Below are 25,282 nucleotides of genomic sequence, written 5' to 3' on the forward strand. Positions count from 1 at the left end.
ACGGCCTTATATTCGTTTAAGGAAAAGACGACCCTATGATGCTAGATAGCAGTTTTTCTTTCGACAAATCAAAAGATCATCGTAGCAGTGATGAAAAGCTAGCGATGAAGAGACAGATTGCGTCACTTACCGGTATTGGCGGCGAGCGCGGCGTGACCATTCACGAGCTGCTCGAACAACTGCAGCCATTTATCAAAGGCAACCAGACCCAGGCGGCCTTTACTAAAGAACTTCACAGGCTTGCCCAGCAGTTACACAGCGAAACCTATGATCCGGCTGAACATGTCGGTTTTTGTATTGAGCGTCAAAAGGGGCGTTCGACCCTCTTTTACTGGACTGACGAAGAGGAAAAAGACGCCTACCTTAATGATCATGAGTTAACTGAAGCCCGCGCGCTTGCGCTGTATGTCTTCGAACAGCAACTACGCGAAATCTTCCCGCAGCGACTGGCCCGACAGTTAGAGCACGACTTTAGCCGGGCACACGAGAAACTCGGGCACGATGATTTCAAATTAGCCAGATTATTTGAAATTAGTCATTTTGGTTTACAGAACGGATCTGAAAGCCGAGCGCCTGCAGAACAGAATGAAAGTTCGTTAGAAACCCTGTTCGTGGCACTAACAGAGCGTAAGGCAATCAGCATTGAATACGCGCCAGTATTTACGTCGCAGAAAATCGTTAACCTTACGCTGTCACCTCAGCGAATTCGGTATATCACCAATCATTTGTATCTGCAGGCCTACGATCACGATGCGCAGGCGTTAAGTAACTACGATATGAGCAGGATAAAGGCTGTCGATTTGAATAATAGCGCGAATTTTCATGCTGTAGATTTTAGCGAGTACAAGGTAACCGTGCCGTTCAAAGCCCGCTGTAATTCCTGGGTAAAACACTATCTGCAATCCAGCAACTTTGCGGAAGACCAGCATTTCAGTAAAGTCGAAAACGACATCTGGGAGCTGAATATCGACATCACGCTACCCAAAGATGCGCCTGATAAAGACCCTAACCCAACCCTGCTGGCTGATTTTCTCGGTATGTTTGTCGACGCCATTGAACTGCTAGAGCCCAAAATTTTGCGCTCTCATATGATCAGCCGGGCCGGCAAACTGGCTTTACTTTACAGCCTTGAAGATCAGCGTGAAAAATTCGCTGCATTACGCAACAGCAGCGTCGGACGTTCCAAAGTCTGACGCTCGCGACACGATTATTCGTCGTGCGCGCCATTTACGATATTGGCAATTTGATACAAACGATTGACCGCTAAATAATTAATGCTGTGTTTCGGATAGTTACCGCGACTGTTAAGCTCTCCGGCCTCTTTATTCATCAACAGCTCCAGCGCATCGTCCACTGTCTCAACGGTGTAAATGTGAAATTTACCGTTGCGCACTGCTTGCACAACTTGTTTATCCAACATCAGGTTCTTTTCATTGGATTTGGGGATAATCACCCCTTGCTTGCCTGTAAAACCACGGTATTGACAGAGTTTGAAAAAACCTTCGATTTTTTCATTAACGCCGCCAACTGCCTGTACTTCACCATATTGATTGATAGAACCTGTAATGGCGAGTTCCTGGCTGGCGGGCACGCCGGTCAAGGCTGAAATCAGTGCCACCAGTTCGCCTAGTGAGGCACTGTCACCATCAATATGACCATAAGACTGCTCCAGTGCGATATTGGCAGACAGCGTAAGCGGAAAATGCTGAGCATACTTGTGGCCCAAAAAGCCGCTTAACAGCATCACCCCTTTAGAGTGGATAGGCTGGCCTAGCTCAACCTCGCGTTCAATATCCACCACGCCGTTAGAGCCAGCATAGACGGTTGACGTGATCCTGGCTGGCGTGCCAAATACACTATCACCAATCTCCAGTACGGTCAGACCGTTCACCTTGCCTACCGCAACGCCTTCTGTCGCGATCAGAATTTGCCCTTGCTTAATATCATCCAGCAGTGCCTGACTGACTCGTCCCGTGCGGCGTTTCTTGGCCTTCAGGGCGCTTTCAATATGACCGACGTCTAACAGCGTCTGTCCACTTTGCTGGCTGAAAAACTTCGCCTCATGCAATAACTCAATCACATCAGCAAAGCGCGCTGACAGGTATTCCTGATGCTCGGCCATGCGCAAACTGTATTCAACCAACCGATACATAGCTTTGGCGGATATGCCGTCTAACCCAAGACTTTCTACCTGTCTGCGTACACGACCAACAAAGTCAAACAGGTTCTTTTTATCCAGCGGGATCTCATGGTCAAAATCTACCAACACCCTGAACAGTTCATCAAACTCGTCGTCATAGTCCTGTAAGGTGTAATACAGCTCTCTTGAACCCAGCAACACCACTTTTACTGATAACGGAATGGTTTGCGGCGTCAGCGTCATCGAATTCACCATACCAATTTCATGCTGTGGCATGTCCATTTTCAGATGGCCGAATTTAAGCGCCAGTTTAAGTGCATCCCACACATAGGGATGTTGCAGCAGCTTGTCGGCATCTAACAGCAGGTAACCGCCGTTTGCACGATGCAGGGCGCCGGGCCGGATCATCCGATAATTGGTAAACACACTACCCTGTGCACTGCTGTATTCGACTCTTCCAAACAGGTTCTGATAAGTTGGGTTCGGTTCATAGATGACCGGCGCGCCGTCATCTAACTGATGCGCAACCAGTATATTGGGCAGATACTGCTCTTCCAGGATAGCGCGACGATCATAGTCGTCGTGTTTATCGTCTTTTTCTTCACTGAGTAGCTCCACCACCGTATCTACCAGATGGGGTTTCAACTGACGCAGGAACTTGAGGATGCCAAGATGCGCAGCATAGGTGTGCTCAAGCTCTTTTAAGAGTGGTCTGATGCCCTGCTCCGCTGCCTCTCGCTTTAATTTACGCAACTGCTCTGAAGACACCCTCTTCCACTGTGGGAGCTCAATTAATGCTTCACTGAGTCGATTTTCCAGCTCATCAATCAGCGCATAAAAATGCTGTCGCTGATTGTCGTCCAGTTTGGCAAATTCTGCGTCGGTGACCGGCTTGCCCTCTACAATCGGCGAGAAACTTATGGTGCCGTTATCTTCATAGAGTGCCACGTCATTCGCCTGTGCATACTCTTCCACCCGCTCCAGCGCTCGTTCATAGCGCTGTTCAAACGCGCGGTTGATTGCGCTCTTCTTACGCTGATAGCCAGGATTATCAAATGCAGCAGGAAAGGTATCCAACAGCTCGTCAATCAATGACTCAAGCTCAGTTACCAGCTTTTTTGCCTCACCAGGCGGTAAGCGCAACACGAACGGCTCCCGTTCATCATCAAAATTATTGACGTAGCACCAGTCATCCGGTGTTGGCAGATCGCTTACCTGACGAGCAACATAGTCATGCACCAGCGTGTAGCGCCCCGTGGCCTGCTCCCCCATTACATAAAGATTGTATCCGGTGGCATCTATGCCAAGCCCAAAGGTCAGCGCTTCGCGGGCTCGTTCCTGACCGATAAATGTGGATGATAATGCGTGTTCACTGTTAAGAGCCTGATTGATCAAACGCTTGGAGGGCATTGCCGATAACTGCTGCGGACTTAAAGCCTGAATTCCTGGCATGATAACTGGGGTCGCTGTATTTTTAATGTGAAGAGGAATGCCTACAGTGAACCGTGTTTTGGTAACACTGTCAATCGAGATGGTGACTTGCTTGCCTCTCGTCATCCATACGGCTAGTCTGAGTAAAAATCATCTGCAGCAAACAGCTATGAAGACCTCTATTGCTTTGGCCACAACATTATTGGTGGCACCTTATGCTCTTGGCGACGTTACATTCATATCGGATAACGGATTTATTGTCGAAAATCGAATCGAAACAACGATAGATAGCAAAACCGTATGGCACGCACTTGTCAACGACGTGGATAAATGGTGGCCAAAGGATCATTCATGGTGGGGTGAACAGGGCACGTTTCGTATAGATGACAAAGCCGGAGGATGCTTTTGCGAAATCGCCGGGGACCGCTCAGCTGTGCACATGACAATAAGCTTTGTTGATCCCGAGTCTACGCTGCGCATGACTGGCGGGCTTGGCCCATTGCAAGGCATGGGCATGTATGGCGCGCTGGACTGGGCGTTCTCCCAGCAACAGGACAACACGGTAGTTACCCTGACCTATCGGATGCAGGGCATAAATCCCGATGGTTTTGAGGCACTGGCACCGATTGTCGACCGCGTACAGGCAATACAGTTAAACGGACTCAAACAGTTTGTAGAAAATTAGCGATAGAACGTGAAACGATTTCTAGACATTTCATTGATCTGACTCAGCATTATCACCGCTGGTCTTGCAGTACCATGCTGACTACCGTAGTAAATCAGCATGGTCGTGAGTGATATGCATGAAATGGCGCTATGCGAGAGTATCCTGCAAATTATTGAAGAAGAAGCCAGCAAAAAGGCCTTTTCAAAGGTGACTGGCATTTATCTGGATATTGGCCAATTTTCCTGTGTAGAGCCTGCCGCGCTAAAGTTCTGTTTCGAGGTAGTAAGCAAGACCACCCTTGCTGAGCTTGCCTCAATCAATATCAATACGATCCCCGGCAAGGGATGGTGTCGCAACTGCCTTCGCGATATCCCCCTGTCTCATCGATTTTCCCCCTGTCCAGTGTGCAACAACAGAAATGTCATTATCCGGCAGGGCGAAGAAATGTTAATTAAACAACTGGAGGTTGCCTGATGTGTACTGTCTGTGGATGCGAAGAAACGCACACTCATGAACACCAGCATGAGCATCAGCTTGAACACGCCCACCATCATTACGGCAATGGTTTAGCCGGCGCCCATGCTGCGGGGCTTACTCAGCAACGAATGGTGCAAATTGAACGCGATATATTAGGCAAAAACAATCAGTATGCCGATGCCAATCGTCGCTATTGTCAGCAACATGGGGTACTGGCATTGAATCTGGTATCCAGCCCCGGTGCGGGTAAAACAACCCTGCTGGTTAACACCTTGCAAGCGCTGGCAAACAAGGCACCCTGTGCCGTCATAGAAGGTGACCAGCAAACCAGTAACGATGCCGACAAAATCAGACAAACCGGTGTCAAGGCGGTACAGATCAACACGGGCAAAGGCTGTCACCTTGACGCCCATATGGTGGGGCACGCTATACAGGATCTGGATGTTAAAAAGGAAAGCCTTCTATTTATCGAGAATGTCGGTAATTTAGTCTGCCCTGCCGCATTTGATTTGGGCGAACGTTATAAGGTCGCCATTCTTTCTGTCACTGAGGGCGAGGACAAACCGCTAAAATACCCGGATATGTTCGCAGCGGCGGATATCCTGTTGCTGAACAAAGTTGACCTGCTTCCTTACGTTGAATTTGATATTGATAAAGCCCGAGCCTATGCCAGACAGGTCAATCCCGGCATTCGCATCTTCGAACTTTCCGCAACGACTGGTCAGGGTATGGATAAATGGTTGCGATGGCTGGAAGCAGAGCGTCAGGTAAGCGTTTCTGGTGCTGAAAAAGCACTCGAGAATGCAACTCACGCAGCAGTCTGAATAGCGCCCCCTTGCCAAGATGACGCATAATCCTCCTACCCACTTTACACAGTGTCGCATTACTGTAAGCGGTGTGGTTCAGGGCGTCGGCTTCCGACCATTTATCTGGCATCTGGCGACACATTTTAAACTGCTAGGTGAAGTGTACAACAATAGCGAAGGTGTAACGGTCATTGTGCAGGGGTCTGTGCTGGCTATTCGTTCGTTTGTTGAACAGATTAAAACGCTGGCGCCTGCGGCCGCCTCAATCGCTAACATGGAGATGACATTTTGCGCTGCTGACAAGCAATACCATGATTTTAGCATCGTAAGCAGTGAGCCAAATATGCGAGCAGATGTGGGTATCTGTGCCGATCTTGTCACCTGCAAGCAGTGCCAGCAGGAACTGTTTGATACTCGTGACCGTCGCTTTCATTATCCATTTATCAATTGCACGCAGTGTGGTCCGCGCTTTTCTATTCTTAAAGAACTTCCCTACGACCGCGATAACACCAGCATGCGCGACTTTACCCAGTGCCCGGCGTGCCAACAGGAATATGACTCGCCAGAGGGTCGTCGCTTTCATGCACAGCCCAATGCCTGTCCGACATGCGGCCCGAAACTGTGGTTGACAGATAATAAGGGTGACCTATTGCATGCCGGACACGAAATTGACGCAGCGGTGCACTACCTGAAACAGGGAAACATACTGGCAGTTAAAGGCTTAGGTGGTTTTCAGTTGTGTGCTGATGCAACCAACACCGCCACCACTGCAGCCTTGAGACAGCGCAAACGGCGTCCACACAAACCCTTTGCCGTCATGGTCAGGGATATCGCCAGTATCGAGCCATATTGTGTTGTATCTAAGGCTGCACGGCAGCAACTGCAGAGTCGAGCCGGCCCCATCGTGCTTCTCCCCATTCGCACTGACGGACCGCAACTCACGGGTATCGCCCCCGGCCAGCAGCGGTTGGGCGTCATGTTACCTACGACGCCGCTGCATGCTCTTATCCTGCAACATTTTTCAGCACCCTTGCTCATGACCTCGGCCAATGCGTCAGGCGAACCGCAATGCATTGACAATGACGCGGCATATCGCGAGCTACAACATGTGGCTAATTATTTTCTTGTGCACAACCGCACCATTACCCAGCGACTGGATGATTCTGTATTACAGCTGTCATCAGTTGGTGTGACTATGCTGCGCCGTGCCAGAGGTTACGCACCAGCGCCGCTATTGTTGCCAGCGGGACTTGAATTCGGCGAGACCGTGCTGGCAATGGGCAGCGATCTCAAAAACACATTCTGCATGCTGGAACAGGGGCAGGCGCTGTTGTCTCAGTACATTGGCGATCTGGGCAGTGTGCGTGTCGAGCGTGATGTACTCAATGGTATAACAACACTTGCCAACATGCGTGGATTCACGCCTAAAACCGTAGTGACGGATCAGCATCCCAGTGGTCGTTGCAGACAGCTTGCGAATAAAGTTGCGACCCAATACCACGCTGAACTTGAAGATGTACAACATCATCATGCCCATCTCGCTGCCTGCATTGGAGAGCATGGCTATCCAGATGATGACTTACCCGTATTGGGGATCTGTATGGATGGGCTGGGCTATGCCAGAAATGCCAGCGATGTGCAGCTGTGGGGAGCAGAATTGCTACTGTTTGATTATGCACAGTACCGTCGCCTGGCAACACTGCGCGCCACGCCGCTACCAGGCGGCGACAAAGCCAATAGTCAGCCATGGCGAAATAGTGTTGCCCACCTGCACAGTGCGCTTGGCTGGCAACATATCAAACGCGCCTACCCTGACCTGACCATTCTCACCCAATTCTCACAACAGGGCGCAGAGCAGCTCATATCCATGATGCAGCACAAACAATATTGTCCGCTCAGTAGCTCTGCTGGACGCCTATTTGATGCCGTCGCAGCGATACTGGGTATGTGCAGCCAGGGAGATATCGAGTATGAGGGCAAAGCGGCGATGTTGCTGGAAGCGTCTATTACGCCTCAGTCATGGCAGACAGCCGTTCCCTACCCCTTTGAACTGAATCAATACAGCGACGTGTGGCAAATCGAACCGGCCCCCATGTGGTCGGTGCTGTTAGAGGACTGTCATAAAAACGAGGAGCCCAGCGTGATAGCGGCGCGTTTTCATAAAGGCCTTGCGGACATCTATGCAAAAGCTACGCTGGCATTGGCCAGTTGTCACTCGGCAACGCATGTAGCGCTAAGCGGTGGAGTGATGCAAAACCAGTATTTACTGGAAAGACTCGTTGCAACGTTAGGCAGCGCTGGCTTGCATGTCATGACTCATCAACAGCTGCCTGCTAACGATGCGGGCCTGGCGTTTGGACAGGCGTTGATTGCGCGAAGCAGGCAGCGCCGATGTAAGGAGCAGAAACAATGTGTTTAGGGATCCCGGCGCAAATTGTCAGCGTTGACGAGCATAATGCACACCAGGCAATGGTCGACATTGCTGGTGTCACCCGACAGGTTAACATCGCCTGCGTGCTGAGTGACGTCGAGCATCCGCGGCAACTGATTGGCACATGGGTGTTGTTACATGTCGGATTTGCGATGAGCCGCATTAATGAAAGCGAGGCGCTCCACACCCTGCAACTGCTTGAACAATTCAGTGACACTGACTTTGAAAAGGACGATGGTCATGCAATACGTTGATGAATTTCGTAACCCGGACGTTGCCCGCAAACTGGCATCTGAAATCACCGAACTTTCATCAATGCTGATGCAAGACCGCAACAGACCGCTGCAAATCATGGAATTCTGCGGTGGTCATACCCACACCATTTTTCGTTTTGGATTACAGCAGTTGTTGCCCCAACACATTCAACTCGTACATGGTCCAGGATGCCCGGTGTGCGTGCTACCGCGGGGTTGTATTGACGTTGCAATCCAGTTAGCCAATCAGGCAAATGTGATATTCACGACGTTTGGCGACGCCATGCGCGTACCGGGCTCTCAACAAAGCTTGCTACAGGCGAAAGCCGCAGGTGCAGATATACGCATGGTCTATTCCCCTCTTGATGCACTGGCATTGGCCAGGGCCAACCCTGACAGGGAAGTGATATTTTTCGCATTAGGTTTTGAAACCACTATGCCAAGCACCGCGTTAACGGTGTTGGAGGCAAGCCGCGAGGGCATCGACAATTTTTCACTTTTTTGCCATCACATTACAACCGTGCCAACTATGACCGCGATTTTACAGGACCCGGACATGCGACTTGATGGCTTTATCGCGCCTGGACACGTCAGTATGGTAGTGGGTGATAAACCCTTTGAATTTGTTGGTGCAGAATTTAAGAAACCACTGGTTATCACTGGCTTTGAGCCGCTGGATATTCTGCAATCAATATGGATGCTACTGAAGCAGCTGAGTGAAGGACGCAGTGAAGTAGAGAACCAATATACTCGCGTTGTCTCTGCAAAAGGCAATCCCGCGGGCCTGGCCGCCATGTCTGACGTTTTTGAGCCACGAGAGCGCTCAGCATGGCGTGGCATTGGTGATATTGAACAAAGCGGTGTGCAGTTAACGGACGCATACAAGCATTTTGACGCTGAATACAAGTTTTCACCCGATCATGCTATGGTCGAGGATCCAACCGCATGTCACTGCGGTGATGTGCTTAAAGGTGCGATGCAGCCCTGGCAGTGTCCACTGTTCGGTAACGAGTGTCAGCCCAAACATCCGCTTGGTGCATTGATGGTATCGTCCGAAGGGGCATGTGCCGCCTACTATCGCTATGCCGATATCAACGCATTAAAAGATAAGCAACCGGCGCAAAGGATCACACTATGAGTTTCAAACCCGATGACTGTGTGACCTTAGGTCATGGCAGTGGTGGCCGCGCAATGCATGAGCTTATCCATGAGTTTATCGTCGAAAAATTTGCTAATTCACAGCTATCAGAGCTGGAAGATCAGGCTCGTATACCCCTGGCACAGCTCGCTGAATACGGCAGCCAACTGGCTTTCAGTACAGATTCCTATGTTGTTGACCCGCTTTTTTTCCCGGGTGCTGACATTGGCAAACTGGCTATCTGCGGCACCGTTAATGATTTAGCGGTCGGCGGCGCCACTCCCCTCTTTCTGACCTGTTCACTGATCATTGAAGAAGGTCTGAGCTTTACCGTGTTAAACGATGTGCTTGATTCTATGCGGCGCGCCGCCTTGCATGCGGGCGTGAAAATCATTACCGGTGACACTAAAGTCGTGGGGCGCGGTCAGTGTGACAAATTATTCATCAATACCGCCGGTATTGGCGTGATTGACCCGTCATATAATCTATCGGCAGGACACTGTAAGAGCGGCGATTGCATTATCGTCAATGGATTCATAGGCGATCACGGTGCGGCTGTGCTTGCGGCCAGAGGCGACGTGGCGATACAAACGAATGTGCAAAGTGATTGTCAGGCACTGCACGATCTGATTGCTGAGATGCTAAAGGTGTGTCCTGATATTCGCTGTATACGCGATGCAACGCGTGGAGGTGTGGCGACGGTGCTCAACGAATTTTCCCGTGCCAGCTCGGTGGTCATTGAAATTGATGAACGCAGTGTACCGATTCGTCCCGAGGTTCAGGCAATCTGTGAATTACTGGGACTTGATCCATTGTATCTGGCTAACGAAGGCACACTGGTATGTGTTGCGCCGCAGCACGCAGCGCAGCAATTGCTTAGCACGATGCGCAAGCACCCTAAAGGTCAGCATAGTCAGATAATAGCCACGGTAAGTGACGCCAACGAACCTATAGTGAGCATGCGTACCGTATTTGGCAGCAGTCGCATTGTCGATATGCTGGAAGGCGAACAATTACCACGGATTTGTTGATGATTCATTTTATGCTGTTTGGCTTTTTGTTGGGCATAAGACACGCACTGGAGGCCGACCATATCGCCACGGTGGCGTCGTTAGCGGCCAGCAGACGCAGTAAATCGCAGGTGTTGTATCAGGGATTAGCCTGGAGTACAGGGCACAGCCTGACACTGCTTATCATTATTGGCGCATTGACGATAATTGGCGGCTCTATCGCAACTGAGATGCAACTGGCTCTGGATATTTTCGTCGGCGTGATAATGATATGGCTTGGTCTTGACGTCATTTTGCGTGCTAAAAATCTTGCCCAACTTAGGAAAGAGGACGTCATGGGCACTGACAAGTTACCCTTTAAAGCCTTTTCGCTGGGTCTACTTCATGGCGTTGCGGGTTCAGCAGCTCTGTTAATCATCTTTACCGAGCAGCTCGACAGCATGCTTGATTCAATTCTATGCCTGGCAGCATTTAGTCTGGGCACGATGAGCGGCATGCTGGTGTTTTCTGTGTTGCTCGCTGTGCCGCTGTCGTTTACTGCCTCACGAATGGTTTACCTGCAATATGGTGTGCAATGTCTAATTGGCACAGTAACAGGATTATTAGGGGCTGGCATCCTGTTACAGCAAGCCTTCCCACACTTTTTGTGAAGAAAATTTGACCGATACAAAAACACTGCTAATATACTGTATATATAAACAGTATTAAGGTGCACCATGTTTCAATCCGGTCTTAATGTCATTGACAAACTTGTCGCAAAGTACGGGTTATCCTTAAATGGTAATAATCCATTCAAAGCAGTGACTAAGCTATCAAAAGAACAGGCTGATAGTGCTTCTTTGAACCTACCCTACTGCATGTATAACAAAGTGAAATCGCTGACTCCCCATGATGATGCCACGCTTATTCGCTTTTTCCTGCCCGACAGACACGCCAGACTTGCGGCATTTCTGATAGTGAACGGCCATATTGTTGAGCAGGTTTATTATCAACGAGATAAAAAGTACGTCACCGCATGCAAGAAGATTCAGCGGGAATTGGATCTACAGCTGGCCTCACCTGCGTTGTTTGCGGCGTGATGTAATTTCAGCATGAAGTTCGACGTCTCATTCACAGCATGGCGCCTACATCTGCAATCCATATTGCTGTGTACTTTACTAATTACCGGACTCGCACTGGCTGATTTACTAGTCAGCGCGTTTTAGCAAGCCTTTCGAATTTCGCTCAAAAACTGTCAACATTTTTTACAATTGAAAAAAGTGTCAATAACCAATAAAAATTAATTCCATATTTATTATAAAGTTAGCGCTAAAATCTTTTACGGTTCACATATTGCATGCATAGTTTTGAGATTTTCTCAAACAACTCTGCCGAAATAATAAGGATTTTGAAATGAACAAGGTTTTAAAAAGTCTCCTTACTACAGCCGTGCTGGTACTCACGACCTCTTCACACGCAACTTTAGTCAATGTGGCTGGCGTTGCATGGGACACAGATCAAGGTGCCCCTCTTCCTGATATGACAATGGATACGTTTTTTTATCAATGGCTTGTGGACGGAGCGAACGCCGCCTCATCAACACCAAATGAAATACTTTCGATGGCTACGATTAACCCTGCAGGACTTGGGCTAGGTGATACACTGCAAGGTATGGGTGAGGTAAACAGCCTAAATGGAAAAACTGCTGCTATCAACACTGTTGCAGGTGGAGATTTATGTTTGACCTGCGAATTGACCTATACGTTCGGCGGATTTGCTGTTGATTCACTAAATGGGGGACCGCTTGGCGGGCCAACATTTACCAATGGCTGGTTTAATTTTTACGTCGATAGTACACCAGACTTCACGCCGACCGATGCTGGGTTTGTGAACCCTGCGAATGCGTCGGATGGCCAGCTTTGGTTATCATTGCAGGTCACTGCAAACGCATTTTTATCAAGCACGATAGTACAAGGCACTCTTGCTATGGAGTTGGATGCTGTTGCAGGGTTAGCTAAGGATTACTTTGACACCAATTCTATGAACGGTGTTCTAAGCGGTAGGTTAGTTGATGTCATATCTAATCCAAGCTTTATTTTCAATAACTTTCTTGATTTAAATGGTGACAGTACACCTGATTATTACGCAAACGCTAATAGTCAATTCGATGGCGACACGGTCGCGCCGGTTCCTGCACCGCCGACTTTGCTCTTGTTCGTTTTTGTACTGCTTGCCGTATCAAGATTGAGAAAGTAAAAAACAAAATAAATGAAACGCCTTTGGGACTTACCGAGGCGTCTTCGACTGCCTGTTAAAGCGTGCACAGCCGCATTGACTGCAGGATACAATGCGTTGAAGATGGTCGACCGGGTGGGTATGCCCACATTGCTGACACACAAGCACGCCAGCGGCGACAAGTTCACCTTCTCGATACGTTCCCTGATGAGCAATATCCTGCTGCATTTCATACCATTCGAGTTGATTACGATCGGAGATTTTGCCCAGCAGTTGCCATAGTTCCAGCTTGGTTGTTTGCCACCATAAAGACTGTTGGCTTTGCTCATGCCACGCATCGGCAAAGGCACTGAAGTCACGCATTAAATAACGCTCCAACGTATTGAGTTCTTCTTTGCTCAAGTCCTCGGCTGCGTGTAAATAGGCTTTCGCCTGTTCAACGATTTGCATGGCGGTGATAGCGTCTTGCTCCGCCGCTTCATCTAACCAGTCATTAAGCTTTTCCAGTGCGGTTTGATACTGACTTTTTTGTTTACCCATGGTTTTACTGCCCTGGTGAGTTTGATTTAGTTCTACCACACTCACGATGTTTGATGTAATACCGTACAGGCATTTTATTGTGATATATCAATCACAGATAAATTGTGACTATCCGCGCCTTTGTGCGCGGCCGCTATTGTTCCGCGACGGTGCCCTGGGGTATCCTACGCGCTCATTTTTTATCATCAAATTTCATACGCGGAATTGCACAGTTACATGGCCGACAATCAGTATCATCCCCAACAGATAGAGAAAGACGTTCAGCAACACTGGGAACAGAACAAATCTTTTAAGGTGACGGAAGACGCGAGTAAAGAGAAATTTTACTGCCTGTCTATGTTCCCTTACCCGAGCGGCCGACTGCACATGGGCCATGTGCGCAACTATACCATTGGCGACGTCATTAGCCGCTTTCAGCGCATGCAGGGTAAAAACGTATTACAACCGATGGGATGGGATGCGTTCGGCTTGCCGGCCGAAAACGCTGCGATTAACAATAAAACCGCGCCAGCAAAATGGACCTACGCCAACATCGAGTATATGAAGGGTCAGTTAAAATCCCTGGGCTTTGGCTACGACTGGGATCGTGAACTGACCACGTGCAAGCAAGATTATTACCGTTGGGAGCAATGGTTTTTCACCCGTCTGTATGAAAAGGGTCTGGTGTATAAAAAAAATGCCACAGTAAATTGGGATCCGGTCGACCAGACCGTGTTGGCTAACGAGCAGGTGATTGACGGACGGGGTTGGCGTTCAGGTGCAGTCGTCGAGCAAAAAGAAATCCCACAGTGGTTTATAAAGATCACCGACTACGCGCAGGAGCTGCTTGACGATTTGGAACAAATGGATGAATGGCCAGAGCAGGTTCGTGCCATGCAAAAGAATTGGATTGGTCGCTCCGAAGGCGTCGAAATTCAGTTTGATATGGCTGAATCCATTGTTGTGGACGAACAACCTATCAATGATTTCGAAGTCTATACTACCCGTCCTGATACGCTGTTTGGTGTGACCTATGTTGCGGTCGCCGCACAGCATCCTATTGCGCAGTTTGCCGCCCAATCAAACCCTGAACTTGCTGCATTTATTGAGGACATCAAAAATAGCAAAGTAGCAGAAGCTGATCTTGCCACCATGGAGAAAAAGGGGTGTGCAACTGGATTGTATGCGGTGCATCCGCTAACCGGCAATCAGGTGCCTATCTGGGTCGCTAATTTTGTGTTAATGGATTACGGCTCAGGTGCGGTCATGGCGGTACCTGGCCATGATCAGCGAGATTGGGAATTTGCCACAAAGTATAACCTGCCTATCGTACAGGTGATTGAACCGGGAGAGGACGCGCAAGAGTCATGCGATCTGACGCGAGCGGCGTACACCGAGAAAGGCGTCACCGTTAACTCCGGCAGCTTTAACGGGCTCAACTTCGAGCAGGCGTTTAATGGCATTGCCGCAGAGCTTGAAAATAAAGGCAAAGGCAAGCGTAAAGTGAATTTCCGCCTGCGCGATTGGGGTGTGAGCCGTCAGCGTTACTGGGGTACCCCTATCCCGATGCTGAATTTGGAAAATGGCGATTCAATTCCCGTGCCCGCCGATAAACTGCCAGTGATATTGCCTGAAGATGTGGAAATGGACGGTGTGACCTCCCCCATCAAAGCTGATCCAGAGTGGGCAAAAGAACACATCAACGGCATGCCAGCCCAGCGCGAGACAGATACGTTTGATACCTTTATGGAATCTTCCTGGTATTACGCCCGTTACGCCTCTGCGCCGCAGGACGCGATGCTGGATCCGGCACAGGCTAATTACTGGCTACCAGTAGATCAGTACATCGGTGGTATCGAACATGCGATCCTGCACCTGCTGTACTCTCGTTTCTTCCATAAACTGCTACGCGATGAAGGCTTGGTCGAGTCGGATGAACCGTACAAAAGACTGTTATGTCAGGGCATGGTACTGGCTGATTCTTACTATCGCGTGGATGCGTCAGGCAAACAAACCTGGTATTCGCCATCCGATGTAGACGTCGAAAAAGACGACAAAGGCAGGATCACCAAAGCGACTCTGCGTGCAGATGGTCAGCCCGTTGAACATGGCGGCATGACGAAAATGTCGAAGTCGAAAAATAACGGCATTGACCCTCAGTCCGTCATTGACGTTTATGGCGCCGATACTATTCGCCTGTTTACCATGTTTGCTGCACCACCAGAGCAGACGCTGGAATGGATAGACAGTGGCGTAGAAGGCGCACACCGTTTCCTTAAACGGGTGTGGAAACTGGTGCAAGAGCATATCGAACAGGGTGACGTTGCCACGCTTAATCCGGCAGAGTTAAATAGCGAACAGAAAGCCTTACGTCGTGAAGTACATAAAACTATCGCTAAAGTGACCGATGATATTGGACGCAGGCAAACCTTCAATACTGCGGTAGCGGCGGTAATGGAGCTGCTTAACCATATGCAGAAGGCATCGCAACAGGATGCCCAGGATCACGCAGTGATGCGCGAGGCCGTCGAGGCCGTAGTCAGGCTGCTTAACCCTATCACTCCTCATATCTGCCATGTATTGTGGCAACAGTTGGGTCACCAAACCGATGTTGAACAGGAAGACTGGCCGACTGCGGATCCGGCGGCCATGGTCGAAGATGAGAAGCTGGTAGTGGTGCAAGTCAACGGTAAAGTACGCGCAAAGATTACTGTGGCGGCAGATGCGTCTCAAGAAAGCGTCGAGCAAGCCTCACTGGCGCAGGAAAACGTACAGCAGTTCACCGAGGGCAAAACCGTACGCAAAGTTATTTACGTGCCAGGCAAGCTCGTCAATATTGTGGCCAATTAAGGTGCATGCTTTACCTTTGCTAAGATGGATGATGGTCGTGGCACTGATTGTTTCGGTCAGTGCCTGCGGGTTCCGGCTGCGTGGTACCCAACAACTGCCTGAATCAATCAATCAGGTTTACATCGCCAGTCAATTTGCCCACATGCCAATGCAGCGTGCACTGGAACAGCGTTTAAGCGTCTATCAACTGCAAAATGTGACACAAACACAAGCACAGCAAGATCCCCGGACTGTGACGATTTACCTGCAGCCGGAAGAACTTGAGAGACGACTGCTTTCCGTCTTCGCCACCGGCCAGGTTGCGGAGTACGAGCTAATTTTCAGCATACCTTATACAGTACAGTTTGCCGATCAGGAAGCCATTGCATCACGCATTGAAGTCTTGCGAGAGTATCAGGACGATCCAGACGAAGTACTGGCAAAAAGCCGTGAGTTGGATTTGGTATTGACTGAAATGCGTAATGAGGCGGCTGACAGAATGATCCGTTTACTGTCGTCACAATACCAGTCTCAAATAACGTTTAATTAGGCAGGCTCATGCAGGTTTATCCCAATCGCCTCGAAGAATCACTGCATGCCGGACTGAAACCGGTGTACCTGATTTTTGGTGATGAGCCACAGCAGAAACTCGAAGCCATCCAGCGGGTACGTGATGCGGCAAGACAGCAAGGCTTTGATGAACGCCAGTCTTTGGTTGCGGATAAGGAATTTCAGTGGCACAGCTTAACTGAAGCGACACAGACGCTGTCATTGTTCAGTGCTCGACAGCTTATCGAGTTGGAATTGCCCAGTGCTAAACCCGGCACTGAGGGTGCGAAAACCTTAACTGAGTTTGCCAGTAACACCAATCCAGATACCTTGCTTATCGTGCATGGCACACGGGCGGGTAAAGATGTGCAAAGCACCAAATGGTTTAAGTCACTCGACAAACAGGGCGTATTTGTGCCCTGTTACCCGCTGGAAGGCAACCAATTACAACAGTGGATAGCGCAGCGCTGCAGAACCGCCGGGCTGAATGTCGATCAGGCAGTATGTAAGCTTCTTGCCGACTTTTGCGAAGGCAACATGCTGGCTGCCAGCCAGGAAATTGAAAAATTAGCGCTGCTGTTTGCTGACAAGCCAGCTGATGTTGAAGCCGTACAGCATGCCCTGGTTGATCAATCCCGATTTAATGTGTTTCAGCTTATCGATGTGCTGTTGTCTGGCGATGCACAAAAAGCCGTTAAGATGCTATGCCGACTGGAAAGTGAAGGTCTGGAGCCAACGATTATCAGCTGGGCGTTGCTGCGCGAGTGGCAAACGTTGTATGAGATTAAACTGGAGATGCAAAAGGGCAATAATGTTAACTGGATGCGTCATCGGATTTGGAAGAACCGCCAGCCTATCGTTCAAGCAGCGCTACGTCGTTTATCTATGACTCACTTGCAAAGCATGCTTAAAAAGCTACAAGTACTCGACTCACAATTAAAAAGTCAGCCCCCTGCCAGGCCGTTTATTGAATTATGCCACTGCTGTTTGCTATTTATCCCAGTGCAGTTGGATGACATTGCATTAGCCTGAACTGTAGGATGAAACAATTAGCTCTCCCTCCTATTGGCGTTTTTGGCGGCACATTTAACCCGCCACACTATGGACATTTTTGTCCGGTTCAGGACGCCGCGCGGCAGGTCGGCATCAAACGTATCATGGTAGTACCGTGTCAGATACCACCGCACAAAGCGAAACCGGAAACCAGTGCCGCCACGCGCCTGACCATGGTGAGACTGGCTGCGGAACATTTTAACGGGTTTGAGGTCAGTGATATTGAACTGAAGCGCGCGGGCAAATCATACACAGTGGATACGCTTGAACAATTACGCAATGACATGCCAGATACTCCCATATGTTTCTTTATGGGGCTGGACTCGCTGCTACACTTCGATTCCTGGCATCGCTGGCAGGATATTCCCAAGCTGTCGCATATTGTGGTCTGTGCCAGGCCTGGCTGGCAGCCTGACTACAACACTAACATCCAACGTCTACTTGAGCAGCGCCTTACCGAAGCCCCAGCGCAACTTCATCGCGACAAGTGTGGCTGCCTATTTTTCGCCTCTGTGGCGCCCTATCACGTGTCGTCAACAGAGATACGCCAGCGCCTCGAGAAGCAGCAAAATTTGCATGGCATGATGCCCGATAACGTCCATGCTTACATTAATGAACACAGGTTATATCGCCCGTGAATTCTGGTACACTTGCCGACATTCTATAAAGGCTGCAACCTTACAAAACATGGGCCATTCAGGAGCAACATTGAACCACGAACAATTGAAACAGTTTGTCATCGACAAGTTAGAAGATTTGAAGGGGCGGGATATCATTGATCTCGATGTGTCTGCCAAATCGACCATCACCGACACCATGCTGGTGTGTTCAGGAAACTCCAAACGCCATGTTATTTCACTGGCAGATAATCTGGTAACAGAGGCAAAGCATGCAGGTCATGCACCGCTTAGTGTGGAAGGCAAAGACGCCGGTGAGTGGGTGCTGGTGGATCTCGGTGATATCGTCGTGCACGTTATGCAAGATGAAACCCGGGATTTTTACCAATTGGAAAAGCTCTGGGGCTAGGCTCCTCGACATTATGCATATTCAATTGGTTGCCGTAGGCACACGCATGCCCGATTGGGTGCAGCACGGTTTTGCAGAATACCAACGCCGCTTCCCTGCTGATATGTCGCTGCAATTAACTGAGGTTGCAGCCGGCAAGCGCGGTAAAAACGCCGACATCCAGCGTATTCTGCAAAAAGAGGGCGAACTCTGTCTTAAGGCCATACCCAAAGGTAATCGCATCGTAACGCTGGAAGTCGAAGGCAAGCCCTGGAATACGCCACAACTTGCCAAACAGTTGTCATCCTGGCAACTTGATGGCCGCAATGTCAGTTTGATAATTGGTGGTCCGGAGGGTCTGGCTGATGCCTGTCAGCAAGCTGCAGAGCAGCGCTGGTCACTGTCGCCGTTGACGTTGCCCCACCCAATGGTGCGTGTTATCGTCGCCGAAAGCTTGTACCGCGCCTGGTCTATCAATAATAACCATCCTTACCATCGTGAGTAGCCATGCCCGCTAAACGAATGACGATCAAGGATCACACTGCCGAAGCAAATTTATTTGCCAGACGGACCGTGGTCGCGCTACTCATCGTTGGTGTAATGTTGAGCGTACTGGTCAGCAATTTGTACGTGCTACAGATTAAAAAATTTCAGGACTATCAAACCCGCTCCAACGGCAACCGCATTAAAGTGTTACCCGTGGCACCAAATCGCGGCTTGATTTACGACAGAAAGGGGCGCCTGTTAGCTGAAAACCGTCCCGTATATAGCCTTGAGATTGTTCCCGAGCAGGTTGAAGATATCGACGGCGTGGTCGCAGAATTGTCTGCTATGTTAGATATCAGCGACGATGAAATTAAAGACTTTGAACAGAGCTTAAAGCGTGTTCGCCGTTTTAAACCTGTTGCGCTGCGCAGTAGATTAAGTGAGCAGGACGTAGCCAGGTTTGCTGCCCAGCAGCACCGTTTTCCCGGTGTCAGCATCGAAGCCCGCTTAACCCGCTTTTATCCTTATGCTGATGCCCTGACCCACGTGTTGGGCTACGTGGCGAGAATAAACAAAAAGGATCTTCAGAAACTTCGGGAAGCCGGTCAGGAAGATAACTATGCCGCTACCCATGATATTGGCAAACAAGGCGTGGAACGCTATCACGAGGATTTGCTGCATGGTGAAGTCGGCTACCAACAGGTGGAAGTGAATAGTCAGGGCAGAATCATCCGCGTGCTTGATTTTGATCCGCCAACGCCGGGGCAGGATATCGTGCTTAATATCGATATCGATCTGCAAATGGAAGCCCGTAAAGCGCTGGAAGGTAGACGGGGCTCGGTCGTTGCACTCGACCCCCGCACCGGCGGCGTGATGGCTCTGTATTCCAATCCCAGTTATGACCCCAACCTGTTCGTACACGGTATCAGCTCGAAAGACTATTCAGCCCTGCTAAATTCGCCCGATCGCCCTCTTATTAATCGCGCGACGCAGGGGCAGTATCCGCCTGCCTCGACCATTAAACCTCATCTGGCATTGGTTGGGCTTGAAGAAGGCATCATAGACAGTGAAACCACATTGTTTGACCGTGGAAGATACCAGTTAAAAAATGTCAGTCACGTATGGCGCGATTGGAAAAAGTACGGTCACGGTCAGGTTGATGTAGTGAAGTCGGTGGAAGTATCGTGCGACATTTTCTTTTACGATTTAGCCTACCGACTTGGTATCGACCGCATCAGTGATGCGATGCAACAGTTTGGTTTTGGTGACTACACCGGTATCGACCTGTACGAAGAATCAGATGCCAATATGCCAAGCCGCGGCTGGAAGCGTGCTCGCCATAACGAACCCTGGTACATCGGTGACACCATTTCTGTCGGAATTGGTCAGAGTTACTGGACAGCAACGCCGTTGCAATTGGCAGACTCGTTAATGGCTCTTGTCAATAAAGGCAGCCGCTACGTACCGCAGATCATTCGAGGTAACCTGGTAGACGATGAAGTGCAGTTGCAGCCTGTTAAAGAGCTTCGCCCTATTCCGGTTAAGAATGAAGAAAACTGGGATATTGTGCTGGATTCACTTTATGGCACCGTAAATCGTGAACATGGTACGGCGCGAAGCGCGTTCAGCGGCGCACATTATATCTCCGGTGGTAAAACCGGTACGGCGCAATTGTTCAGTATCGGCCAGGATGAAGAGTACGAAGAGGAAAACGTCGCCAAACACCTCAGGGACAATGCCATGTATATCGGCTATGCGCCTATCGACGCACCGGAAATCGTCGTCGCCGTCGCGCTCGAAAACGCTGGTGGTGGCAGTTCAAATGCCGCGCCTGTCGCCAGACAGATAATGGATTTTCATTTCCGCGATCGCACTTTTGATTCACTCGTACTAAATCCGCAAGATGCCGCAGAGGATAACGAATCGCAATGATCCGTACCAAATTGGAAACCAATAAACAGACCTGGCTGCAACACCTTCATATAGACGGTTGGTTATTGCTGGGTCTCATCGTATTGATGGGCGTTGGCTTGGTTACCATTTATTCAGCCGGTGGTCAGGACGTTGAATTGGTGCAACGTCAGTTCATCCGGCTGGGAGTAGCGTTGGTGGTCATGTTTGCCCTTGCTCAGGTGCCTGTTGGCGCCTATCGCCGTGTCGCTATCTATTTCTATCTGGCTGGCCTGGCGATGCTGGTAGCGGTATTGATTGTGGGTGTCGTGGGAAAAGGTGCACAGCGTTGGCTTGATTTGGGCGTCATACGCTTTCAGCCATCGGAAATCATGAAACTTGCCGTGCCGATGCTGGTAGCCTGGTACATCAGTAAAGAGAACCTGCCACCGCGCATACAACACATCACCATCGGCTTTATTATGGTGCTCACACCCACATTGCTGATTGCCAAACAGCCGGACCTTGGCACATCGCTACTGATTGCCAGTTCCGGGCTATTTGCGCTGTTTCTAGCCGGCATGAGCTGGAAATTGATCACCATTGTTGGTGGTCTCGCCAGTGCCTTCGCCCCTATTATGTGGTTCTTCCTGATGCAGGACTATCAGAAGCAGAGGGTACTGACCTTCATGGACCCGGAAAGTGATCCTTTGGGCGCCGGTTACCACATCATTCAGTCGAAAATTGCGATCGGCTCTGGTGGTTGGGAGGGTAAAGGCTGGTTACAGGGCACCCAGTCACAGCTGGAATTTTTACCCGAACGCCACACCGATTTTATTTTTTCTGTCTTCAGTGAAGAATTTGGTTTGCTAGGCGTACTCGCACTGCTGGCTATCTATATTTACATTATTGTGCGTGGCATGCTTATCGCCGTGCGTGCACAGGATGCATTCAGCAAGCTATTGGCGGGCAGCCTGACCCTGACATTTTTTGTTTACGTGTTTGTGAATATGGGCATGGTGTCCGGGATCCTGCCCGTTGTTGGTGTACCACTGCCTCTGGTCAGCTATGGTGGTACATCAATGGTGACATTAATGGCAGGATTTGGCATTCTGATGGCGATAAGTACGCAGAAACGCTTACTGGTTCGAGAATAAGAGTAGCGATCAATAATAAAAATACGACGCTAACTGGGGGACAATATGAGTGCGCTGAAAGTGGTGCTTGCCTTGGCAAGTGCTGTGATGAGTTGTGCCGTGCCGGCTAATCAGCAAGACCGGCAGGCCTTTATAGAAATGATGGTGTCCAAGCACCAGTTTGACCCATCCTATATCGAACAAACGCTGGCCACGGCGTCAAAATCCGACACCATTCTCGAAGCCATTGCCAGACCCTGGGAAGCCAAGCCCTGGTATCAGTACTACCCCATATTCCTGACCGAAAAGCGCATTAAAAAAGGCGTCGAATTCTGGCAGCAACATGAAGACATTCTCAACAGAGCTGAAAAAGAACTTGGCGTTGACCCCGCTATCGTCACCGCTATCATCGGCGTTGAAACATTCTACGGCACCTATAAAGGCAAGTATTCCGTGCTCGACGCATTGTATACGCTAGGCTTTTACTACCCGCCCCGCGCCAAATTTTTCCGCAGTGAGCTGGAACAGTTTTTCTTGTTGCTGCGAGAAGAACAGCTGCCTACACAGGAACTTAAAGGCTCTTACGCAGGCGCGATGGGATGGGGACAATTCATTTCATCCAGCTACCGTCATTATGCGATTGATTTCGATGGTGACGGCGTGCGGGATTTACTCAACAATCCCGTCGATGCAATTGGCTCTGTGGCTAATTATTTCAAAGCCCATGGTTGGCAAGCCGGTCAGCCTGTCGCCTACCCTGCCAGGGTTACTGACAAGTCTGAGAAATTGATTAATAAAGACCTTAAATTTACCCGCCGCTGGCAGGATTTGCAGCAAAGTGGTGTGACGCTGCATGACGAATCGGTAACGGTTGCTTCAGATAGCAAGGCAAAATTACTCGAATTTGAGCTTGCCGAGGGAGCCGAATACTGGGTTGGCCTGCCGAATTTTTACGTTATTACCCGCTATAATCACAGCCCATTGTATGCCATGGCGGTTTATCAGTTGAGTCAGCGCATTCGGGATATGCGGGAGGGTTAAGCATGCGACACCTGGTGTTATGTTTACTCCTTGCTGCCCTGGCCGGCTGCCAGAACAGCGGTCGCTATAGCCAGCATACTGACTCTGCGCCGGATTGGCACTATGGCGAAATCAATGCCAAAGATGCTGAGCCTGCCTACGAACCCTATGCACCACAGAATCTCAAGCCTTACGAGGTTTTCGGTAAGCGTTATACCCCGTTAAAAACCGGTAAAGGCTATACGGCAGAAGGCATTGCTTCCTGGTACGGCCAAAAATTCCATGGTCACCTGACCTCAAACGGCGAGATATACGATATGTTTTCAATGACAGCGGCGCATAAGACCCTGCCGCTGCCGTCTTTTGCCCGTGTTACAAACCTTGATAACGGTAAGCAGGTGGTGGTACGCATCAATGACCGCGGCCCGTTCCATGCAAACCGTGAAATTGATTTATCCTATGCGGCTGCCAAGAAACTTGGCTTTTTACCAACCGGTACCGCACGCATTAAGTTGGACGTGATCCACATTGATGAACAGGGCACCATGACCGTAGGTAACCAACCTGTTATTGAGCCAATTGAACAACCTGAACCAGCACCTTTGATAGCCCAGCAAAGCGACGCATTGTTCATTCAGGTCGCGGCTCTATCAGATCGCACGCGCCTTGAACAACTTGCTCAAGGGCTCGCCAGCCTCTATGACGTCGACTATCAGCTTCCTCACGAGGATAATATTCACAAACTGCGCCTTGGTCCCATTAAAAACAACGTACATGCAGAAGCATTGTTACAGGATCTGAGGGGCAGCGGATTTCCATCTGCTTACACGGTCTACTCGGCGCCGTAAACTTTTACCAGAAAAGATGGTCGTATCGTCAGGACCTCACATGAGTGTTTCTCGGATATTTTGCGTAATAGCGGTATCTAATACGCCAATTCGGTGTGGAATTTTGCTATAGTACGCGCCCGGAATTTGTCACAAAAACTCAATTAACAACGGTAAGTTCATGCTCAGAACCAGAACACATTATATTGCGCTAATCGGCATCCTGCTTTTATCACTTTCATCGCTTGCCAGAGCAGCTGTAGTGATCCCCCCTGCTCCGCAGGTGGATGCCAAGGGTTTCGTCCTGATGGACTTCCATACCGGCCATATCATTGCCAGTGAAAATATGGATATACGTCTGGCACCCGCAAGCCTTACCAAAATCATGACAAGCTATATCATCGGTTCCGAAATCAAGGCCGGTAATATCGCACTGACTGACATGGTGAATATTTCTGAGAACGCCTGGGCTGCCAAGTTCCCGGAATCATCAAAGATGTTTATTGAAGTCGGTACGCAGGTCTCGGTGGAAGATTTGAATAAAGGGATCATGATCCAATCTGGCAATGACGCCTGTGTCGCAATGGCAGAACACATTGCTGGCAGCGAAGATGCCTTTGTTTCTATGATGAATGCTTATGCGGCAAAACTGGGCATGACAAGTACGCATTTTGCCAATGCGCATGGGCTGGACGACGCCGACCAATACACCACGCCGCGGGATATGGCCATTCTTTCACAGGCAATCATCCGCGACGTGCCAGAGCAATATGCGGTGTATTCTGGAAAAGAGTTTGAGTACAACGGCATCAAACAATACAACCGCAACAGCCTGTTGTGGGATCAGAGCCTCAACGTTGACGGCATCAAAACCGGTCATACGTCAGAGGCCGGTTATAGCTTAATTACATCGGCGACGCAGGGTGACATGCGTCTGATTTCAGTAGTGATGGGCACAGAGAGCGAGCAGGCTCGCAAAATTGAGAACCGTAAACTGCTGCGCTATGGATTCCGCTTCTATGAAACAGTCACACCGTATACGGCTGGCACCAGTTTTGTTGCTCATCGCATTTACATGGGTGACAGAGACACCGTAGACCTTGGAATTACGCAAGATACCCCCATAACCTTGCCTCGTGGACAGGTAGATAACCTGGAAGCCAATTTCGAGCTTGATAAAAAACTCGAAGCGCCATTAGCCAAAGGTGAGGTGGTTGGCAAACTATATCTGCAACTAGACGGCGAAGACGTCGCTGAATATCCCCTTGTTGCACTGCAGGAAGTCAACGAAGGCAGTTTCATGGACAGAATGATTGATAAAATTAAGCTGAGTATCGGTTGGGAAGGCTAATCCCCACCGCTACATAACCGTTAACCATGCACACGCTTGTAATGTGTGC

General features: G+C 49.6%; 24 protein-coding genes. 22 read left to right on the top strand and 2 right to left on the bottom strand.

From position 1 onward, the window contains the following. Positions 1 to 35 precede the first annotated feature (35 nt). The gene (locus G441_RS0103815) at positions 36 to 1,193 is read left to right on the top strand and encodes a helix-turn-helix transcriptional regulator (RefSeq protein ID WP_026375126.1); all 1,158 of its coding nucleotides are present in this window, start codon (positions 36 to 38) and stop codon (positions 1,191 to 1,193) included. 14 nt (positions 1,194 to 1,207) lie between these two features. On the opposite strand, the gene G441_RS0103820 is transcribed toward G441_RS0103815, so the two are convergent. Further along, positions 1,208 to 3,592, bottom strand: coding sequence for a Lon protease family protein (locus G441_RS0103820; RefSeq protein WP_026375127.1), 2,385 nt, complete (start codon positions 3,590 to 3,592; stop codon positions 1,208 to 1,210). A gap of 148 nt (positions 3,593 to 3,740) precedes the next feature. Between G441_RS0103820 and G441_RS0103825 the strand changes: the two genes are divergently transcribed. The 10 genes from G441_RS0103825 to G441_RS0103875 all read left to right on the top strand — a co-directional run bounded on the left by G441_RS0103825 (position 3,741) and on the right by G441_RS0103875 (position 12,589). Next, entirely contained in the window at positions 3,741 to 4,256 is a 516-nt protein-coding gene (locus G441_RS0103825; RefSeq protein ID WP_026375128.1) for an SRPBCC family protein, read from the top strand. 114 nt (positions 4,257 to 4,370) lie between these two features. Beyond that, positions 4,371 to 4,712 carry a hydrogenase maturation nickel metallochaperone HypA gene (hypA, locus tag G441_RS0103835; RefSeq protein ID WP_026375129.1) on the top strand — a complete coding sequence of 114 codons (342 nt, stop codon included), beginning with the start codon at positions 4,371 to 4,373 and terminating at the stop codon, positions 4,710 to 4,712. Beyond that, positions 4,712 to 5,539 carry a hydrogenase nickel incorporation protein HypB gene (hypB, locus tag G441_RS17825; RefSeq protein WP_034474214.1) on the top strand — a complete coding sequence of 276 codons (828 nt, stop codon included), beginning with the start codon at positions 4,712 to 4,714 and terminating at the stop codon, positions 5,537 to 5,539. Before hypA ends, hypB begins: the two co-directional genes overlap by 1 nt. Positions 5,540 to 5,558: 19 nt before the next feature. Next, a complete protein-coding gene (hypF, locus tag G441_RS0103845) occupies positions 5,559 to 7,940 on the top strand; it encodes a carbamoyltransferase HypF (protein ID WP_051275306.1) in 2,382 nt (793 codons plus the stop codon). Beyond that, positions 7,931 to 8,206, top strand: coding sequence for a HypC/HybG/HupF family hydrogenase formation chaperone (locus G441_RS0103850; RefSeq protein ID WP_026375131.1), 276 nt, complete (start codon positions 7,931 to 7,933; stop codon positions 8,204 to 8,206). Before hypF ends, G441_RS0103850 begins: the two co-directional genes overlap by 10 nt. Further along, positions 8,193 to 9,344 carry a hydrogenase formation protein HypD gene (gene hypD / locus G441_RS0103855; RefSeq protein WP_026375132.1) on the top strand — a complete coding sequence of 384 codons (1,152 nt, stop codon included), beginning with the start codon at positions 8,193 to 8,195 and terminating at the stop codon, positions 9,342 to 9,344. The genes G441_RS0103850 and hypD overlap by 14 nt, the downstream gene beginning before the upstream one ends. Next, entirely contained in the window at positions 9,341 to 10,375 is a 1,035-nt protein-coding gene (gene hypE, locus G441_RS0103860; protein ID WP_026375133.1) for a hydrogenase expression/formation protein HypE, read from the top strand. The genes hypD and hypE overlap by 4 nt, the downstream gene beginning before the upstream one ends. Continuing rightward, a complete protein-coding gene (locus G441_RS0103865) occupies positions 10,375 to 11,004 on the top strand; it encodes a HupE/UreJ family protein (RefSeq protein WP_026375134.1) in 630 nt (209 codons plus the stop codon). The genes hypE and G441_RS0103865 overlap by 1 nt, the downstream gene beginning before the upstream one ends. Before the next feature lie 66 nt (positions 11,005 to 11,070). Continuing rightward, positions 11,071 to 11,433 carry a hypothetical protein gene (locus G441_RS0103870; protein ID WP_026375135.1) on the top strand — a complete coding sequence of 121 codons (363 nt, stop codon included), beginning with the start codon at positions 11,071 to 11,073 and terminating at the stop codon, positions 11,431 to 11,433. 313 nt (positions 11,434 to 11,746) lie between these two features. Next, the gene (locus tag G441_RS0103875; RefSeq protein ID WP_026375136.1) at positions 11,747 to 12,589 is read left to right on the top strand and encodes a hypothetical protein; all 843 of its coding nucleotides are present in this window, start codon (positions 11,747 to 11,749) and stop codon (positions 12,587 to 12,589) included. A gap of 30 nt (positions 12,590 to 12,619) precedes the next feature. Here G441_RS0103875 and G441_RS0103880 read toward each other — a convergent pair whose 3' ends face one another. Continuing rightward, entirely contained in the window at positions 12,620 to 13,108 is a 489-nt protein-coding gene (locus G441_RS0103880) for a zinc ribbon-containing protein (RefSeq protein WP_156896254.1), read from the bottom strand. A 216-nt stretch (positions 13,109 to 13,324) separates the two neighbouring features. Here G441_RS0103880 and leuS point away from each other — a divergent pair, with 216 nt between their 5' ends. From leuS to G441_RS0103935, 11 genes are all read left to right on the top strand, one after another. Beyond that, a complete protein-coding gene (gene leuS, locus G441_RS0103885; RefSeq protein ID WP_026375138.1) occupies positions 13,325 to 15,937 on the top strand; it encodes a leucine--tRNA ligase in 2,613 nt (870 codons plus the stop codon). 31 nt (positions 15,938 to 15,968) lie between these two features. Then, complete coding sequence (locus G441_RS0103890) at positions 15,969 to 16,466, top strand: LPS-assembly lipoprotein LptE (protein ID WP_240485079.1); 498 nt, start codon at positions 15,969 to 15,971, stop codon at positions 16,464 to 16,466. 8 nt (positions 16,467 to 16,474) lie between these two features. Next, positions 16,475 to 17,497: a DNA polymerase III subunit delta gene (holA, locus tag G441_RS0103895; protein ID WP_026375140.1), complete on the top strand. Its 1,023-nt coding sequence runs from the start codon at positions 16,475 to 16,477 to the stop codon at positions 17,495 to 17,497. 8 nt (positions 17,498 to 17,505) lie between these two features. Then, entirely contained in the window at positions 17,506 to 18,156 is a 651-nt protein-coding gene (nadD, locus tag G441_RS0103900) for a nicotinate-nucleotide adenylyltransferase (protein ID WP_034474220.1), read from the top strand. A 70-nt stretch (positions 18,157 to 18,226) separates the two neighbouring features. After that, positions 18,227 to 18,544 carry a ribosome silencing factor gene (gene rsfS / locus G441_RS0103905; RefSeq protein ID WP_026375142.1) on the top strand — a complete coding sequence of 106 codons (318 nt, stop codon included), beginning with the start codon at positions 18,227 to 18,229 and terminating at the stop codon, positions 18,542 to 18,544. 13 nt (positions 18,545 to 18,557) lie between these two features. Further along, positions 18,558 to 19,028 (top strand): 23S rRNA (pseudouridine(1915)-N(3))-methyltransferase RlmH, encoded by a 471-nt coding sequence (gene rlmH / locus G441_RS0103910; RefSeq protein ID WP_026375143.1) that lies wholly within the window; start codon positions 18,558 to 18,560, stop codon positions 19,026 to 19,028. Between the two features lie 2 nt (positions 19,029 to 19,030). Next, positions 19,031 to 20,941, top strand: a complete 1,911-nt coding sequence (gene mrdA / locus G441_RS0103915) for a penicillin-binding protein 2 (RefSeq protein WP_026375144.1) — start codon at positions 19,031 to 19,033, stop codon at positions 20,939 to 20,941. Next, on the top strand, positions 20,938 to 22,056 hold the full coding sequence (rodA, locus tag G441_RS0103920; protein ID WP_026375145.1) for a rod shape-determining protein RodA: 1,119 nt from the start codon (positions 20,938 to 20,940) through the stop codon (positions 22,054 to 22,056). Before mrdA ends, rodA begins: the two co-directional genes overlap by 4 nt. Positions 22,057 to 22,101: 45 nt before the next feature. After that, positions 22,102 to 23,076: a lytic murein transglycosylase B gene (gene mltB / locus G441_RS0103925; protein WP_034474223.1), complete on the top strand. Its 975-nt coding sequence runs from the start codon at positions 22,102 to 22,104 to the stop codon at positions 23,074 to 23,076. A gap of 2 nt (positions 23,077 to 23,078) precedes the next feature. Then, positions 23,079 to 23,903 (top strand): septal ring lytic transglycosylase RlpA family protein, encoded by an 825-nt coding sequence (locus tag G441_RS0103930; RefSeq protein ID WP_026375147.1) that lies wholly within the window; start codon positions 23,079 to 23,081, stop codon positions 23,901 to 23,903. 160 nt (positions 23,904 to 24,063) lie between these two features. After that, entirely contained in the window at positions 24,064 to 25,233 is a 1,170-nt protein-coding gene (locus G441_RS0103935; RefSeq protein WP_026375148.1) for a serine hydrolase, read from the top strand. The last annotated feature ends 49 nt before the right edge of the window (positions 25,234 to 25,282 follow it).

The sequence above is a fragment of the Aestuariibacter salexigens DSM 15300 genome, from assembly GCF_000429145.1.
Classification (GTDB): domain Bacteria; phylum Pseudomonadota; class Gammaproteobacteria; order Enterobacterales; family Alteromonadaceae; genus Aestuariibacter; species Aestuariibacter salexigens.